This window comes from Streptomyces sp. NPDC006879 (genome assembly GCF_042869595.1).
Taxonomy (GTDB): Bacteria; Actinomycetota; Actinomycetes; order Streptomycetales; family Streptomycetaceae; genus Streptomyces.
On the sequence record NZ_JBIAGC010000049.1, the window covers coordinates 24,681 to 40,487 of the forward strand.

Sequence of the window (15,807 nt, forward strand, 5' to 3'; positions counted from 1 at the left end):
CGAAAGGAGATCGCTGCCGGGCCTTCGTACTGCCACCCACCACACGAGCCATCGAGTCGAGCCCCCGCCAAGGGGCCGTCCGCGTTGATCCATATGAAGGTTGGTCTCGCCATAGTGCACGAGCTTCGGTCGACTTGTCAGGTCGACCACGACCAGGTCAGTACCCCCTCTGGGGTGATTACCGCAGGTTGTGGTGTCCCCTCCATGGGAAGTGTGACGTACATCACACACCGCGACTGTCACACGGGTGCCTCCAGGCCGGCGGCCCGTCCGGCTTCCGGAGGCAGGGAGGTGACGTCGGCGGCCGCGCTGATCCACCCCGCGCGGGTCGTCATCCACAACTTCGTCGACGACGTTCTTGAGGGGGCCGTCCCGTGTGGCGGGACGGGTTCCAAGATTGTTGCCCGCCCTGCGGGAGCGATGGGGGTGATCGGCGCTCGGCTGCCTCTGTCCACAGGCCGCCCGGTGCAGGGTCGGCAGGTGGATCACGAATCAGCAGTTCCGGCGGCCCCGAACGGGGGTGTCCGCTTCGGCGAGTACACCGGCCCGGTGACGAAGATGACCTCGGTCCTCGAGGTGTCCGCCGCTGTGGTCACGGCGGTGGGCCGATGAGCGCCGCGACGGCCCAGGCCGCCCTGCTCCCGCGCCCTCGTACGGAGTTCACCGGCGGGTCCTCGCGCCGTCGGCTGCGGTCGGTCCCGGCGCAGGCCGGTCCGGTTGTTCCCCTGGAGCTGGGCAACCCGCTCCAGCTGACGCCCACGATGCGGGCCCGGCTGCTCGCCGCGGTGCGCGCTCTGGTGTCGGCTCCGGCGTTGGCCGGTGCGTCGGACGGCGCGCGGCTGGCGGCGGTGGTGCTGACGGCGAAGTCGAAGGTCCGCGACGACTATCAGGCGAAGATCTGGGCGGCGGAGCTCGGCCGGTGGCTGGGGGTCTCCCAGTCGACGGTCGCGCACACGGTGCTGCCCGAGCTGCGCAGCGCCGGGTTCCTCGGCTCGAACGTCGCGACGAACGCCTTCGGGCACGCGACGGGCCTGGAGTGCTGGGTGATCCCGATGTACCGGGCGCAGAAGGCCGGCGACCGGCGGCACGCCCTGGCGCTGTCCCGGTCGGAGCTGGCCGTGCTGCTGAGCCTGATCGAGGTGCTGTTCGGTCCGGGATGGGCGCCGAAGGACAAGCCGGTGGTCCCGGCCGGGCTGCTCGCCGGTCGTACGGGCCGGGGGGCTGCGACGGACCGGCTCGGGCTGCTGCTGATGGTGCTGACGACGGGTTCGGCGGGCTGGCTGCAGCTGTGCCCCGGGTCGGTGGACACCGACCGTGGGCGTCCGGCGGCGACGGTCGCGCGGCTGCTGGGCTGCACGCCGGCGGCCGGGGCGAAGGTCCTCAAGCGCCTCCAGGAGCAGGGCGTCGCGGACGTGGTGCGTAAGGAGACCGGCTCGGGCCTGAACGGGCAGTCGCGGGTGCGCCTGGTGCCGGTCGCCCAGGCCCACGGTGTGGCCGTGCGGGAGGCCCGCCGGGTCGCGGACGCCGTGTTTTCAGACCTCGCCGGTACTGCATCCGGAGATCTTGAGCCGGTCGGGACGGCCGAGGCCCTTGGGGCAACTGGGTTCGGGGACGCGGGCCAGGACGGGATCGCCGGATCCGCAGACCTCGCCGCAACTGCACAGCACCACGCTCTCCACGCTTCTGGGGTTACTGCTGGTGGGTCTCTCGCGCTCTCTGATGGCTTTTCCGGCGAAGGCCGTGGGGCTACCGGTGGTCTGCCGGACCGCGCGTGCGTGCGCGAGGACGGCGGCCCGCTGCGCGGGGAAAAGCTGAAGAAGTCCCCGTCCGACGATGAGCAGGTGGGGCAGCGCGCTGCCGTGGCGGGCGCCGGGGGCCCGCTGAAGGCCGTCGGTGGTGGAAAGGCGCAGCAGCAGCGGAGGGTGGCCCTGCCCTCGGAGGATCTGCGGGCCGTTCTGGCTCCGGTGGATCTGGTGTGGGCGCGCCTGGAACGGTCGGCCGCCCGGAAGCTGGTGGAGGCCGCCGCCCGCCGCGAGCTGGAGCTGGTGGTCAACTTCGCTGGCCGTACGGACGCGCCGCAGATCCTCGCCGACCGCCTTGCCCGGCGCCTGGCCGACCAGATGCGGCTGTACGGGCCGATCAATGACCCGGTGGGCTGGCTGATCGGCCGGGGCCTGCCGCAGCGCCAGCTGTGCGCGGAGCCGCGGTGCGACGAGGGCGAGCTGCTCGACTCCGGCCGGGACTGCCCGCGCTGCGAGGACCGGCAGATCGACCGCCGTGCCCAGCGCCACGCGGTCGCGGCCGCCGTAGACGCCACGATGCCCGGCGCCTCCGAGACCGAGCGTCGCGCGGCCACCGACCGGCAGCTGCACGAGACGGTGACCGCCGAGGGATGGATCCGCGAGCACCGGTGGGCGCAGATCCGCGAGCAGCAGGCCGCCGCCAAGGCCCACCGCGCCGCGACCGCGCAGCCGGCCTTCGACGTCCCGGCCGCGCCGGTGGCACCGGTTGTGCTGCCCGCGCCGCGCCCGGCCGTCGCGGTCCTCGCTCCGGAGTCGGAGCCTGCCGACGTCGAGGACGACCAGGAGCTCGTCCTCGAGGACCTGACCCGTGATCAGGTGCGCGAGTGGCGGGTGCGGGGGCTGAGGGACCACCAGGTGGTGTTCGACCACATCGACCGCTACGGCGAGCCGTCGGCCCGGCGCCTGTTCAGCAATCAGGTGGTCGACCAGGCGCAGCACCAGTCTCGGCTCGGGCACCTGAACCTCGGCTACTCCACCTGGGGGCAGGCATGAGCGCCGAGGCGGAGCTGAGCGGGGTCGACCTCGCGCGCCAGGCCCTGCTCGCGGCCCGGGAAGCGGCGAAGAAGAACGGCGCCACCAGCAAGAAGCCCCGACGGCGCACCGGCACCGTCGTAGGACGGGACGGCCGCGAGCCGCTCGGGTTGGGCAGCGCGATCAGCCGGATGATGACCGAGCGCGGCATGGTGGCTCCGGCCGCCGGCGGAAGCATCCTCGCCGACTTCGCCGCCATCCTGGCCGCGGCCGTGCCCGAGCTCGCGGGACATGCCCACGCGGTGGCGTTCGACGCGGACACCGGCCGCCTGGACGTCGTCCCCGAGTTCTCTGAACTACTGAAGGGGCTCCTCCTCATGGATGGCGCGGCCGGTGATCCTCTCGAAGGTAGGGACGCCGATGAAGACTGGAGATGTTTTCCGCTCGTCGCGTTCGTCAAGCTGGGAGATCTTCTGCTTGGCTGCGTCAAGGCTGACGGAAAGCCCTTCCACTTCGCCGAGCCAGCCCTCGCGTTGCGCCTCGGCAATCCTCTCCTTGAGGTTGTCCCGAATCTCTACCAAGCGCGGTCTGTCACTGGCGCTCATTACAAGGACTGGACAACGGACGCAAGCATGCTCGTGATTGCAGTCGGTGCCATAGGCCCGACCGCATTCGCCCAGCGCGAGCTTGCGCCGTTCGAAGTGGCCCAGGAAATCCTGCCACTCCTCAGGTGTCACGGCTCTGTACTCTCCAGAGGGTCGGAGGCTCCGGCGGCGAGCAATGAACGACCGGTGCGCTTCGATGGCCTCAACGGGATAGATGGCCGCGTATCCCATGGTCGTGTTGATGTTGGAGTGACCAGCGACGACCTGTGCGATGTGCGGCGGGAGACCATTGAGAATGGCGTCTGTGATGAAGATTCTCCGGAAGTCATGAGGCATGAACCTCAGCGGGTTTCCGGAATTATCTGTAATTCCTGATGCCTTGAGAACTCCGTTGATCGAGCGCCGAATGGTGGTTTCGGCGATTCTCCGGTCCTCGCCGGTTACGCGCCACTGGTAGAGAAGTGGCATGGGTGGATTCCATGTTCTCTCATGCTGGTCATAACTGGAGATGGATGGAATCACTCCGTTCTCATTGCGCACGCGCGAGACAACAGCACTCAGCACGTCGGCAAGCTCGGGAGTCACCAGCAAGAGCCGTTCCTGATCTGTTTTGGATGGCGCGATCTGGAGAAGCGGCACTATGTCGCCGGTGGAGGGGAGTTTGTAGCTGATGATGCTGTGGTGCCCCAGTTCGCGGAGTTCTTCGATCCGGATTCCTGTGTGCCGAAGGATCTCAATCGTCGCCCAGCCCCAGAAAGCCCGCTTCTCCTCGGTGCCGAAATCGCGCCGCTGACCGTCCGCGTCGAGGGCGGTCCTGGGCACTCCGTCAGACCGCTGCGTGCTCAGCGGGACGGTGAAAGTCTCGTTGAGCACGGTGAAAGCGGTGCCCAGGGGGGCCGCCTTCAAGGCGTCAAGACGGGCCCGTGCCTCTTTGAGCTGGCGATCAGCGGCGCGGACCAGCGCCGGCAGCACGGGCAACCGTTCACGAGTGCGCTGATCCGCCCATGACTTCTGCTGCTGTTCGGCCTTCTTGTGTGAACATTCGCTCTCGCTGACCGGGGACGGTGCAGCCCACAGCCCCCACCGCTCGGGCTCGTCCAGGGCCCAGTGGGCGATGTCCAGGTAGAAGGCACGCACTCCCTGCTTGATCATGGAAGCGCGGGCCCGTGGCTCGGTGACCTCAGCGACGACACCGTTCGGCTGCCTCTTGCGGATCGTCTTGGTGGCCAGCCTCGCCTTCCACGCCGCGCTGGTATCAGCCGACAGCCTCAGGGAGTCGATGCCTGGGTGGTGACGTTCGAGGTCGGCCCAGAAATTACTGGCCAGCACCGTGGACAGGCCCTTGAGGGAGCTGTAGTCCAGGCTCGGCTGACGTTCAGTCAGGTAGTCGACGATGAGATTCCGTACCGGCCCGCACCGAAGGTGGTATCGGTCCACAAGCCCGGCGGGTCCGACCTGGCCGGAGCGGTTGACGATGGTCAGAAGGGTGGGTGGGGCGTCGGACGGGAAGTGGCCGAGGTCGCGGAGCCAGACGTAGGCGAGGCGGATGCCGCGGCTTTCGGAGCTGCATGCCTGGAGGCGGGCCAGACAGTCTCCGACGGTGATGTCCTGGATCGTTCCGCCGTATGCCACCAGGATCTGCGCGATCGCCTTACGAGCCTCCGACGCATGACGGCCCTGCTGATCAGTGGGAGGTCCGGCGGTCTCAAGTCGCGCGAATCCTTCGGGGTCGCGGGCCGCTTGGACAGCCGGCCGGAAGAATCTGGACGGATTGGATACGAGCCAGGGCAGGTCAGGCCGGACAACGTCCGCGCAGAGCAGAGCAAGCATCCCGGCCTGGATCCAAGCGCTCGATGGGGATCTGCCTGCCGCGCGAGCCCACTCCCCGGGCCAGCGGAACCAGTCGTTCGGTGCGGCGGGCGCGGGACTCGCTTCCCAGCGCTGCTGCCAGGTCACCCCGGGAAAGGTCTCCAGCCACATCAGCACCGCTCGAGCGCCGGCCACCCGCGTGTCCTGTGTGCGGATGTTCCCAGCCTTCAGTGGTGGCTGCCGGAGTGCGACGAGGACCTCGTCGATACTCGCGGCGGTCGCCGGCCAGGAGGCGGGCCGTGGGCGGGGCGGGAACCGCTCGAGAAAGACGGCGATCTCAGCACCCGCCAGACTCGTAGGGGCCAGCTCGCTGACAGGTATGGCAGGGGTGCGGGTCATGAAGGCAGCCCTCCGAACAGCACATTGAGGGAGTCCGGGTTGTAAGCAGGCGAAGGTGGTGCCGGCGGCGGGTTGTTCCGCCTGCGCTCCTGGCGGGCGTGGTGCGCGAGGCCCGCCGCGATGACGTCGTCCCTGGTGGGACGGTTGTAGATGTCCAAAGTCGACAGGTACTTGTGGCCAAGGATGTGCTGCACGTAGACCGGCGGCATCTCCGGGTCGTCGAGCATCATGAAGGTCGCGGTGTGCCGCAGGTCGTGAAGAGTCCAGTTGGCCCCGAGAATCTGGTTGGCGCGGGTGAACATCATGCGGGCTGCGTCGTATTCCAACGGGCGCCAGGGGCGGCGCAGAGTCCACCAGAGCGGTTGTCTGCGGCCCCGGGGGACGCCTTTCTTCCAGGCTTCTTCCTGGTAGAGCCGCAGCCAGACGAACGCGTCGGGAGTGGCGGGCAGTTCCTGGTAGTCGCGGCTGCCCTTGCGGATCACGCCGATGGTCTGCTGACCGACGGCCGCGTCGACCTGCTTGGCGGTGAGCAGTTCTTCCGCGCGGGCTCCGGAGGCGACCCAGAAGGCCAACAGGGCTCGGTCGCGGTGTGAGCGAAGGCCAGCGAAAACCGCGGTGTACTTCTCGTCGGAGATGCGACGCGGGATCCTCTTGGGGATCTTGGGCCGGTAGAGGCCGGTGCGTTGATTCTTGTGTTCTTTCTCGGGGTTGTGGTGGGCGTTCGCGCGTGACGAGCGACGGTTGCGGACGAGGGGGAAGGGGTTGACCAGCAGCGATCCGGTGTTGCGGTCCAGGTGGAAGTCGTAGAACGTGCGCAGAACCGTCTCGCAGTGGGCCCGGGTGTTGGGCGCGTACTTCTTGCCGACTGTGGGCTTACCAGTCACCGGGTTCGGCGTTCCCGGTACCGGCCTGCCGGTCCGGGTAGGCAGGGGGATCTCGGCGGGGTCCTTGTCTCGGTGGCGCCAGTGGACGCGTACCGGCTTGTCGGCCAGCTTCATCCATAGCGTGAAATCCCGGGCGTCCTCACGTGTCGCGCGGTCCCACTCAATCCCGAAGGACCAGAGATAGCGCCACCAGCGCAGCAGGTCCATGCCATACGAGCGTGGCGTCAACGGCGAGCAGTCCGCTGCCATCAGGTCCTTGAAGTACACCGCGGCTGGCGCGACCGGTATCCCGAACGGGTCCAGTAACTGGCAAGGCTCCCAGGGGTCATCGGTTTCCAATAACTGGCCGATCTCGGGCAGGACAAAGTTCTTGAGATCCCTTCCGGGATCCTGTTCACCGGACATGGCAGGAAGCTAGCAGAAACCCCTCCTGACCTGCGAAGAAACAGGACTTAGTTCGGTCAACGAGTGTCTTCGGCCTACGCCACCCAGCTGCGCCTGATCACCGCGCGGATCGTCGCCGCGGCCAACAAGGCGGTTGGCAGCGACGCGGTCCGCACGGTGCGGGTCCTGCCCCCGGGCGCCGCGCCCGCGCCCCGGACGGCGCCGACGGCTCCGACCGCCGCGCCGGACGGTGCGCAAGCGCCGGTGAAGACGCGCGAGATGGGATCGCCCGGCTTCCACCAGGCGCTCGCCGCGCACCAGGCCGTCGCGCCCGTCAGCCGCGTCGACCCGTCGATCGCGGAGGCAGTAGAGCGCCAGACCCAGGCGATGCGGGCGCTCAGCCTCCAGGCGTTCCCCGAACCGGAACAGGCAGCCCACGACCAGCCGGCCCCGATCGAGCAGGCCCGCACCGAGCGCCGCCGACAGGCCGACGTCTCCCACGCCGCAGCCCTGCGCCGGGCCCGTGCGGAACGTGCGGCGAGGCAGGCCGGGACGGCGGCCGCGGTTCCGCAGCCGACGACGCTGGGCAGGACCGCGTGAGCGGGGCCGGCGTGCTGTGCTTGTTGTTCTGGCCTGACCCGCGCGTTCTACTCGAAGTAGAATCGGAGGTATGGCGGATCAGGACACGAGCATCAAGACGACCAGGGATGTCCGCGACCGGTTGCGGGCGCTGGCTCGCGAGCGCGGCACCACGATGAACGACCTCCTGGAGGAGCTGGTGACCCGGGAGCTGACGCAGCAGGAACGCGAGCAGCGGGCGCAGCTGGCGTTGGAGGAGGTCCGGCAGACGACCGGGTTGACGGTGTCGGGTGAGGCGCGGGCCAGGGCCCAGGAGTTTCTCCAGGAGCTGGAGCGGGGCCACGCCGCGTGATCCGTGTCCTGCTTGACCATACGTGTGTGCAGGCGCTGGCCGAGGGAGACGAGTTCCTCAACGGCCTGTACGTCGAGGCCAGCTACGGACACGCCGAGCTGGTCGTGCCCGCGCTGTCGGCGGTGGCCGCGGAGCGGGAGAAACGCGGTGCCGGGCAGCATGCGCTGCAGCGCAGGTTCATCGTCGTGGACGACTACACGCGGGATCACGCCCTCATGGGCGCTGCCTGGGCGCGCATGGACTGGCGGATCATGCATCCGGCTGCCTCTGTGATCCTGGCCGAACGCGCTGGTGTCAGCGCCACGCTCCTCTCGCTCGACCCGAGCGCCTACATCGGCACCGGTGTGGGCGCCCTCAATCCCAGAGAATGACGCCCCCTGGGCACGCCGGACAGGCCGACTCGGTGAGGCCATCGCGTCGGCGCCGCCTGCGTGGAGGTGTGCTGCACGCGTACGCTGACCTCGAAGACCTTGGAAGCGTCCCTGGTAGCCCGATGCGGCAGGCCACACGCCCAGGGTTCAGACCTCGGATAAGGGCCGCCCGGGAAGACGGGCGGCCCTTGCGTTTTCCGTTTCCCCTCACGCCCGGAGGGGGCAGGTGAGCGGGAGGACGCGCTCGGTCAGGCGTCCGGTGAGGTGGGTGTCGGTGAGGGCGGCGTCGGCGAGCCAGTCCGCTTGCGTCAGCTGGTCGCCGAGGTGCTGTAGTTCGCCGGCATCGGCCGGGACCTGGGCGGCGAGGGTGTTCAGGGCGATGCCGTGGCCGCCGGGACCGAGGGATCCCGAGATGTCGGTCTGGGTGGCCAGCGTGAGGGCGAGCAGCCGGGTTGCGGCGGTGGCCTTGGCCTTGCGGAGCTTCTTGTCCGAGATGACCTTCTGGGCCCATCCGGAGAGCTTGGGCCGCATCTTCTTGCCGAACGTGAACGGGCCCGCCTTGTGGGACCGGAACGGTGATCGGGGTGGGGCTCTCCGGCCGTGAGGCGAGCAGGTCGCCGGCGGTGCCGGGAAGCTCCAGCCAGCCGCAGCTGGTCAGCTTCTCCACCATGTCCTCCGGATCGGCCAGGCCCAGCGCGCAGAGGTCCTGACCGACGAGGTTGCCGGTGCCGCTGTGCGCGGTGCGCAGGGTCAGCATCAGCACCAGCAGCCGTGCCTCCGGGCCGGGCAGCGGGCTGTGGTCGGCCACGTGCGCGAGGACAGAGCGCGCGTGCTCCCACTGCGCCGGGACAGTCAGGATCCGGGCCACGGCCGGCCCATCGCCGGTGACGTCGGCCCAGGTGGTGAAGGCGCGGGCCTTGCGCTCCTGGAGGTCCGCCAGCAGCGCCAGGTCCGGCTGATCGCGCTGCTGGTAGGCGCGGAAGAGGTTCCCTAGCTCGGTGAGTTCGTCCCGCAGGGCGACGGGCCGCAGGTCGTGCGGGATGACCCGCTGGGCGATCTTCGCCTGCGGTGGGCGGCGTCGTGCAGGAGCGGGGCGTGGAGCCGGGACCGGTCCGACGGCTGCCTGGTGGTCGGAGAACTGCGGAGCACCCGAGGCTGTGGCTGTGGCTGTGGGGGCCGGGTGGTCCGCGGCCGCGGGAGGCTGGGACGTGGCTGCGGTCTTCGCTCCGGGGGTGGCGGCCGCGCACCGGGAGCAGCACTCCATCGCCTGCCACCAGCGGCCTTCCCGGTCGGTGATGACGGCCAGGACCACCGGGCCGCCGCACCGCCAGGGTTCGGCCCGCGGCTGGCGGCCGGTGTCCGGGAGGTGGGTGTGGCAGCCCTCCAGCCGGCACGCGCAGTACGCCCCGGCTCTCGGGGCGGGAGCGGCGCGCAGGTGGGCCTTGAGGTGGGCGACCGCGGCCGCGCGCCCGGCGGCTGCCGTGGGAAGGCGCTGCTCGACGCAGGCGGGGCGGCTGCAGGAGATGCGCACCGCCGCGCTGCCGCGGCCGGCGGCGTCCAGCCGCACCGTCCAACGGCGCCCCGGCACCCGCTCATTCAGCTCGCTCACTGCGGCCTGCGTCATCCCGGCCTTCCTCCGTCCCGTGTCTTTCGCTGTACGCCGCCGATTCCGCCGTGCCGGGCGGTGTGCGGGCGGCGAGGCCACCGTATGCGGCGCAGCGGCGCAGGCAGGTGAACTCGCCCGCACAGCGGGGGACGGGAGGTATCAGTCCGCAGGATCGGTGATGAGGTACCGCTGCTCGGCGTTCCGTACGCGCCGCTGTTCCCGGGTATGGCGCCGGTGCTGGACGAGGCCGTGCACCGCACCGCAGACGACGAAGGCGGCGATGGTCAGGACCGAGAGCCAGGCGATCATGCCCGCCTCGGCCCAGGTGCCGTCGGCAGCAGGTTCGGAGTGCGCCTCGACGTACCGGCCGGTGACGACCACTGCGGCGACAGCGAAGGGGATCCCGGCTGCGCTCCACAACCCCAGCACGACCCAGGGGCTCCACAGCTTTCGCTCGACGGGCAGCCCGAGCCCACTGCGTACCGCCCGCGTCTGGGCAGCACTCCGACGCGCCGCCACCCACCCCGCCGCTGCGGAACCGGCAGAGCCCACAAGCAGCACCCCGGCGAGAGCCTCAAGGAAGAACTGCCCCTCGGACGGCACCAGCCGAGCCGTTCCCAGCACCGGGTAGACCGTCACAAACAAGGCCACCGCCAACGCATTCCACTTCGACGACCACACCCGATCGGGACCGCTGCGCCACTTCTTGACGCACAGCACCACCGCCAAGGCCGCGCCCGCCCAGAACACCATGCACCACACCACAGCCCCCACGGGGTAGCTCCCTTCACTCGGATCTCGACGCCAGCCTCAGCGGGCGAACGCTTCGGTCAGGCTGATGCGGTAACCGTCCTCCTCCATCAGCACCACGGCGACGCCGAACGGATCGGGGTGGTCCAGCTCAATCGGGGTGAAGGAGAAGTCCACCGCCGCCTGGATCGGCGGCACCAGTTCGCCGCCGGGCTGCGGCGCGGGGGCCGGCCTCCAATCGGGGGCGACCGACGCCCAGCCCACGGGGCTGCGCGACAGGAGCTGCTCGCTGTAGGGGAACTGGTGCAGGACGTGCCCGTCCCGGGTGGCGAGCACCATGTTCAGGCACGGCGCCGGGCCGACGACCGGCAGCTCGCAGGCGGTGGCGACATCGTGGGTCTCCCATGCGAGAACGACCTCGTCCGCCCCGGCCGCCGCGGCGATGTTCGCGAGCTCCGCGATCCCAGCGAGCGCGTCCTGGCCGACCTTGAGCGGGCGCACCCAGATCAGCCCGACCAGCTCGCCGCGCACCAGCGGCATCATGACCGGCCGTGGCACGGTCCCCTCGCCCAGCGAGGCGGTGTACGCCTCCTTCATCACGCCGACCAGTGCGTTCCACATCCGCGCGTCCACGCGAAGGCCCCCTCGCTGATGCCGTTGTCGATCATCGCCGACCTTGCCACGTGGGTCGGGGCCGTGTCAGCGAGATGACCAGCCAGCCGCGGTGCGCCGCGCGTGCTATTCGGCCAGGTCCGATGGCTTTGTGCCATTCGCCGGCAACCCGCCTCCAACATCACCAAGGCGCCACTACACAAGAAGGCTGGCGGCCTACTTCGGCCGTCCCTGAAGTGAATGCCAGGTGGGGGGAGGCCGGGGCGGTTGGTGACCATCAACGTGGCGGTGCTGCTCGTAGTCGTCGTCATCTGGCGGCTGCGGCGGCGTACGGAGGCCCGCAGCCGCTTCGACGAGAAGATGACCGTCGTCATCGTCCTGGCGCTGGGCGTCCTGATCGCCCCCACCCCGGTCGGCGAGGGGATCGTGAACGTCCTGGGGCAGCTGGCGAGCGGCGTCACGCAGGCCGGCCGATGAGCTGCCGTACCCGCCGGGAGCCGGCGGCGCACTGCGGATCACGGGCCTGGGGAGCGGGGGAGTGATGGCGGCACGTCGACGGCGCCGGCGCTTGAAGAAGCAGACCCGCAGGCAACTACAGATCTGGGGCGCGGTGGCGGCCGGCCTCGCCGTGGTATGGGTGGCCGGGAACTGGTCGACGGTGTGGCCCGTGCTGGTGACGGTGCTCGCCGCGGCCGCGCTGGGCGGGGCCGGCTGGGCACTGCTGCGGGCGCACCGCCAGGCGGTCGGCCGGGACCGGGCGTGGCGGGTGCAGGAGGAGGCCCGGGCGCGTGAGTTGTCCATGGCCCAGGTCGATGCCCTGACGTGGCAGGAGTTCGAGACGTACGTCGCGGAGCTGTGCCGCCGGGACGGCTGCCGGGAGGTCGTCGTCAGCGGCAAGACCGGCGACCTGGGCGCGGACGTCGTCGGCTACTTGGCCGACGGCCGCAAGCTGGTCATCCAGTGCAAAAAGTACGCGGCGCACCGGAGCGTGTCCTCGCAGGACATGCAGAAGTTCGTCGGCACCGCCCGCCTCGAGCACGGCGCGGACGTCGCCCTGTTCGTCACCACCTGCCGCGCGTTCACCAGGGATGCACTCGGCCTGGCGCTGCGCCAGGACATCGTGGCCCTGCACCGCGACCTGCTGGGCTCCTGGGTCAAGGGCGCTCACCTGGAGAGCCTGATCCCGCTGAACGGCAGCGGCGGCGGCACCGGGCGGCGCCCCAGATGACAGAGGCAGGGCCCGGCGGGAGATTCCGCCGGGCCCTGCCTCTTGTCGTACGCCCTCCGGGCCGCGAGAGTCGTCATCGTCGGGGTCGGGAAGAGGAAGACCAGTGGCTGACCTGCTGGCCGTGCCACCTTGCGGAGGTGCCCCGCTGCAACGGGGCCTCCTGCGTTCTGCGGTGCGTGTCCGGACCGTTGGACCTGCGCCTCTCTTGTACGCGCTCGCGCGGCCCGCGGGCCGCGCGCGTCGCGCACGTGGGAACGAGTTCAAGAATGGGGGGATAATGAGTCCTCGTACAGAGCTGTAGGCAGACACTTTCCCCTGTCCAAGCTCCACCCGGCCTGACCTGCACTGATGCGGCAGGATCGCGGGTCCCGGGTCCGCTTGGCGGGCGCCGGGGCCTGCGTGATGCCGAGCGTGGCGAGCAGCTCCTGCTGCTCCCCTGCCAGCTTCCCGAATCCCTGGCGCTGCGCGGCGGCCCAGCGGCCGAGGTCCCCGCCGTCCTCAACGAGGATGCCGGGACCGGGCCGGGAGCGCACGGCCGGCGTTCACGTGACGCTGGTGCCAGTCGATGCTCCACTCCGGGCACCAGCCCGGGTCGATCTCCGCGAGGGCTGCACGGCGCTCGGGGGAGAGCGGCGCCTTCGCCCGGCGGGCGGCCGCGCGCTGGTTCTTCAGCCAGCGACCCACCGGGTAGCCGTCGAGGTCCGCGTCCACGGGGGCGGCCAGGCCGACGCCGGATTCGGCGGCCCAGGCGGCGGCCACGGCCAGGCCCTCGTCGAAGCGTGCGTCGAAAAGGCTCCAGAGCATGCCGAGCTTCTCCAGCTGCACGATCCGGTCTCCGTCGAGACTGCCGCCCTTGTAGTGGCGGCGGCAGTCGGCGATCCAGACGCCGAGTGGGAAGCCGGCGGGGGACCAGTCGCCGGGGGTCCGGAAGCCGTACGGCACGCGGAGGTCGTCATGTTCAGCGCGATAGCGCTGGGCGGCCTGGAGGCCGCGGCGCCACTGGACCCGCTCGGGGTTGAGGACGCGCAGCTGGACGAAGCTGGCCAGCTGGTGCGCGTCGCGCGGCTTCGAGAATCGCAGGAGCTCGCGGGCCGGGGCGCTCACCGTGTCCTGCTCCTCGTCCGGGGCCCGTCACGGTCGGCGGGTTCCGGGTCGCGGCCATCGGGGCGTGTAGAAGTCGGGTTGCCCGGGGTGGTGAGCTGCTCGATGCGGGCGTCGTGTGCGCGCAGCGCGGCGAGGAGTTTGGCCAGGCCCGCGTACGCGGGGGAGGTGAGGAGCGACGCCGTGGTCTCACCGGTGGCGAGGAAGGCAGGCACGAAGAGGGTGGCCATCTTGCCCTCGCCGGGGTGCATCCGCAGGGCCCGGCCGACGGCCTGGACCAGGTCCGGCATCGAGCCGCGGACGTCGCAGAAGAACACGCCCTCGCACTCCCGGGTTTCGACGCCCTCGCCGAGGACCTTCACGCTGGCGATGAGGGAGAGCCGCGCGTCCTGTCCGCTATCGGTCAGGCCGGCCGTGAACTGGGTGAGGACGTTGCGCCGGTGGGCCGGCTTGTGCTCGCCGTGCAGCCACTGCGCCCAGACGCCGGTGTCCTCGGAGGGATCGGGTTCGCCGTCCTGGCGGCGGAGGTCGCGGGCCTTGTCGGGCAGGCCGACGGCGAAGGCCTCGGCCTCGGACACCCGCTGGTGGAACGAGAGAACCCGGCGCAGGCCCTCCTCCTCGGCGGCCTTGAGGGCCGCTGCCTGAAGGGCGCCGAGGCGCAGGCCGCGGACGGTGTCGGAGTCCTGGCCGGCGGCCATCATCGCGGCGTTGAGCTGGTGATCCTGCACGTCCACCACCACGACCTGGTACGGCGCGACGATTCCGGCCTCGATCGCGGCGTCCAGCGGCAGCCGGTAGGCGACGCGGCCGAACGGGCCGTCAGGGTCATCGGTCATGGAGGCGACGAGCTCTTCGCCGTCCTCGTCGTCGCCGTCGCCCGCGGTCCAGATGCGGGGGGTGGCGGTCATGTAGAGGCGCGCGGCGGCCGGGATGCGGGCGTTGTCGTGGACGACGGCCCAGGGCTTGCCTGCCCGGCCGCTGGTGCGGTGTGCCTCGTCCATCCCGATCAGGCCCCAGGGGGACAGGCCGGCCTCGTGGGCGGTCTCCAGGATCCCGTTGCCGAGGGAGGCGTGCTGTCTTGCGTTGACGCAAGGTTTTGCAAGTCGTACCGTGAACCCATACCCCGCCGGGTCTGCAAAGCCCCGGTTCGACGGCCCCGTAAGGGGCCGTTTTTGTATTCACAGGCAGGTAGTGCGCACAGGCGAGCGAACCCCGGCTACTCCTGGCCGGCAGTACCAGGGCCCGGGCACCACCTTTGGCTCTCGGGAGGGGCAGCGCCGGTGGATGTGATCGTGGTCGACGAGCGGCACCGGCTGCCGGTCGGGCGGCCGTATCTGACGTTGGCAGTCGATGCGGCCAGCCGGTGCGTGGTGGGTCTGGTGGTGACGCTGGAGGCTCCGTCGGCGACCTCGGTCGGGCTGTGCCTGGCGCACGCGGCGTGCGACAAGCGGCCGTGACTGGAGCGGCTCGGCCAGCCGGGCAGGCTCCGCCGTCACTCCCAGAAGACTCCACTGCCATCTGCCCCAATGCGAGGGATCACTAATTCACACACTTCCACGCACGCTCGCATTCACGCCACCTTGCAACCTCCTCCACTTCGTGGCGCTCTCACTTCTTACGCGCCGCACACTATCGCCGCCAGCCCTTCACGAATACGCCCACAGTACGACCCGACCTCGCTTCCTCGCTTTCGGAATCGCTCAGTGCAACAGTTCCACCGACTCTCCTAGACGCACGTCCTGGCGGGCGTTCATCTTCGCTTGCCACACCATTCCCTCGCGCGCCTTACCCCTTCTCTCTCTTTGTCCATGCAGCGCTCGCTACGACGTTTCATACGTCGAATACTGCTCACTCCGGTGTTTACTTACGTCCGTCGACCTCTACGTAAATCCGCGCTTACCCATTGAACTTTGCACAGACGGGTCTACTTTCACTGCCGCTCGCGCCTGCGTATGCACACCGGCGCCGCTTCGGACTCACATGCTGGCGCCGCACCGAACGCGCAGGACGCGCTACGCCCGCCGCCTCATAGCCATGTGCGGCCATCAACACCGACGGCCGCACATCCTTCGGCTACCGCAGGCGGGCCTTCGCAGAAGGCCACGTCCGCAAGCACGCCGCCGCTTGCTCGCGGACGTGGCTTCGCCAGGCCACGCTGGCTTGCGTTGGCGCTCCGGTCCTCACTCAAGAACACAACCGCGCCAGGGCTACATCACTTCCACTTTCTCGTGCGGATGGGCCTCGCCCAGCACGCCTAATACTGCAACCGCATGTGGGGGTCGTGGCCTCGGCGTTGGTAGTGGCATCGGCGGGCTCGGGCCTGGCTGCGGCGTCGGAAGTGTGACCAGTGCAG

At 70.0% G+C, this 15,807-nt stretch carries 16 protein-coding genes and 1 pseudogene; 9 read left to right on the forward strand and 8 right to left on the reverse strand.

Features of this window, described 5'->3' with window-relative positions; genetic code table 11:
* Window positions 1-480 precede the first annotated feature (480 nt).
* Window positions 481-612 carry a hypothetical protein gene (locus ACFYMC_RS25805; protein WP_388529341.1) on the forward strand — a complete coding sequence of 44 codons (132 nt, stop codon included), beginning with the start codon at window positions 481-483 and terminating at the stop codon, window positions 610-612.
* Window positions 609-2,795, forward strand: a complete 2,187-nt coding sequence (locus ACFYMC_RS25810; protein ID WP_388529343.1) for a hypothetical protein — start codon at window positions 609-611, stop codon at window positions 2,793-2,795. The genes ACFYMC_RS25805 and ACFYMC_RS25810 overlap by 4 nt, the downstream gene beginning before the upstream one ends.
* Here the strand turns inward: ACFYMC_RS25810 and ACFYMC_RS25815 are convergent.
* The 3 genes from ACFYMC_RS25815 to ACFYMC_RS25825 form a co-directional block, all read right to left on the reverse strand.
* Entirely contained in the window at window positions 2,771-3,067 is a 297-nt protein-coding gene (locus ACFYMC_RS25815) for a hypothetical protein (protein ID WP_388529345.1), read from the reverse strand. The two genes, ACFYMC_RS25810 and ACFYMC_RS25815, sit on opposite strands and share 25 nt — an antisense overlap.
* A gap of 63 nt (window positions 3,068-3,130) precedes the next feature.
* Window positions 3,131-5,587: a tyrosine-type recombinase/integrase gene (locus ACFYMC_RS25820; protein ID WP_388529347.1), complete on the reverse strand. Its 2,457-nt coding sequence runs from the start codon at window positions 5,585-5,587 to the stop codon at window positions 3,131-3,133.
* Entirely contained in the window at window positions 5,584-6,876 is a 1,293-nt protein-coding gene (locus ACFYMC_RS25825; protein WP_388529349.1) for a tyrosine-type recombinase/integrase, read from the reverse strand. The genes ACFYMC_RS25820 and ACFYMC_RS25825 overlap by 4 nt, the downstream gene beginning before the upstream one ends.
* A 63-nt stretch (window positions 6,877-6,939) precedes the next feature.
* Here ACFYMC_RS25825 and ACFYMC_RS25830 point away from each other — a divergent pair, with 63 nt between their 5' ends.
* The 3 genes from ACFYMC_RS25830 to ACFYMC_RS25840 all read left to right on the forward strand — a co-directional run bounded on the left by ACFYMC_RS25830 (window position 6,940) and on the right by ACFYMC_RS25840 (window position 8,157).
* Window positions 6,940-7,455, forward strand: coding sequence for a DUF721 domain-containing protein (locus ACFYMC_RS25830; protein ID WP_388529351.1), 516 nt, complete (start codon window positions 6,940-6,942; stop codon window positions 7,453-7,455).
* Between the two features lie 70 nt (window positions 7,456-7,525).
* On the forward strand, window positions 7,526-7,786 hold the full coding sequence (locus ACFYMC_RS25835; RefSeq protein ID WP_388529353.1) for a hypothetical protein: 261 nt from the start codon (window positions 7,526-7,528) through the stop codon (window positions 7,784-7,786).
* 26 nt (window positions 7,787-7,812) lie between these two features.
* Window positions 7,813-8,157, forward strand: coding sequence for a PIN domain-containing protein (locus tag ACFYMC_RS25840; protein WP_388529354.1), 345 nt, complete (start codon window positions 7,813-7,815; stop codon window positions 8,155-8,157).
* 207 nt (window positions 8,158-8,364) lie between these two features.
* Here the strand turns inward: ACFYMC_RS25840 and ACFYMC_RS25845 are convergent, their stop codons facing one another.
* Entirely contained in the window at window positions 8,365-8,688 is a 324-nt protein-coding gene (locus ACFYMC_RS25845; protein ID WP_388529356.1) for a hypothetical protein, read from the reverse strand.
* Between the two features lie 277 nt (window positions 8,689-8,965).
* Here ACFYMC_RS25845 and ACFYMC_RS25850 point away from each other — a divergent pair, with 277 nt between their 5' ends.
* Window positions 8,966-9,151, forward strand: coding sequence for a hypothetical protein (locus tag ACFYMC_RS25850; RefSeq protein ID WP_388529357.1), 186 nt, complete (start codon window positions 8,966-8,968; stop codon window positions 9,149-9,151).
* A 771-nt stretch (window positions 9,152-9,922) separates the two neighbouring features.
* On the opposite strand, the gene ACFYMC_RS25855 is transcribed toward ACFYMC_RS25850, so the two are convergent.
* On the reverse strand, window positions 9,923-10,537 hold the full coding sequence (locus ACFYMC_RS25855) for a hypothetical protein (protein ID WP_388529359.1): 615 nt from the start codon (window positions 10,535-10,537) through the stop codon (window positions 9,923-9,925).
* Between the two features lie 36 nt (window positions 10,538-10,573).
* A complete protein-coding gene (locus ACFYMC_RS25860; protein ID WP_388529371.1) occupies window positions 10,574-11,134 on the reverse strand; it encodes a hypothetical protein in 561 nt (186 codons plus the stop codon).
* 258 nt (window positions 11,135-11,392) lie between these two features.
* Between ACFYMC_RS25860 and ACFYMC_RS25865 the strand changes: the two genes are divergently transcribed.
* Window positions 11,393-11,602: a hypothetical protein gene (locus ACFYMC_RS25865; RefSeq protein WP_388529361.1), complete on the forward strand. Its 210-nt coding sequence runs from the start codon at window positions 11,393-11,395 to the stop codon at window positions 11,600-11,602.
* Window positions 11,603-11,666: 64 nt separating this feature from the next.
* Window positions 11,667-12,353: a restriction endonuclease gene (locus tag ACFYMC_RS25870; RefSeq protein ID WP_388529363.1), complete on the forward strand. Its 687-nt coding sequence runs from the start codon at window positions 11,667-11,669 to the stop codon at window positions 12,351-12,353.
* A gap of 498 nt (window positions 12,354-12,851) precedes the next feature.
* Here the strand turns inward: ACFYMC_RS25870 and ACFYMC_RS25875 are convergent, their stop codons facing one another.
* Both ACFYMC_RS25875 and ACFYMC_RS25880 read right to left on the reverse strand, forming a co-directional pair.
* Window positions 12,852-13,457 carry a helicase associated domain-containing protein gene (locus ACFYMC_RS25875; protein WP_388529364.1) on the reverse strand — a complete coding sequence of 202 codons (606 nt, stop codon included), beginning with the start codon at window positions 13,455-13,457 and terminating at the stop codon, window positions 12,852-12,854.
* Entirely contained in the window at window positions 13,454-14,455 is a 1,002-nt protein-coding gene (locus ACFYMC_RS25880) for a helicase-related protein (protein WP_388529366.1), read from the reverse strand. Before ACFYMC_RS25880 ends, ACFYMC_RS25875 begins: the two co-directional genes overlap by 4 nt.
* 279 nt (window positions 14,456-14,734) lie before the next feature.
* On the opposite strand from ACFYMC_RS25880, the pseudogene ACFYMC_RS25885 reads away from it, so the two are divergent.
* A pseudogene (locus ACFYMC_RS25885) lies at window positions 14,735-14,908 on the forward strand (transposase); the annotation flags it as partial.
* Window positions 14,909-15,807 lie beyond the last annotated feature (899 nt).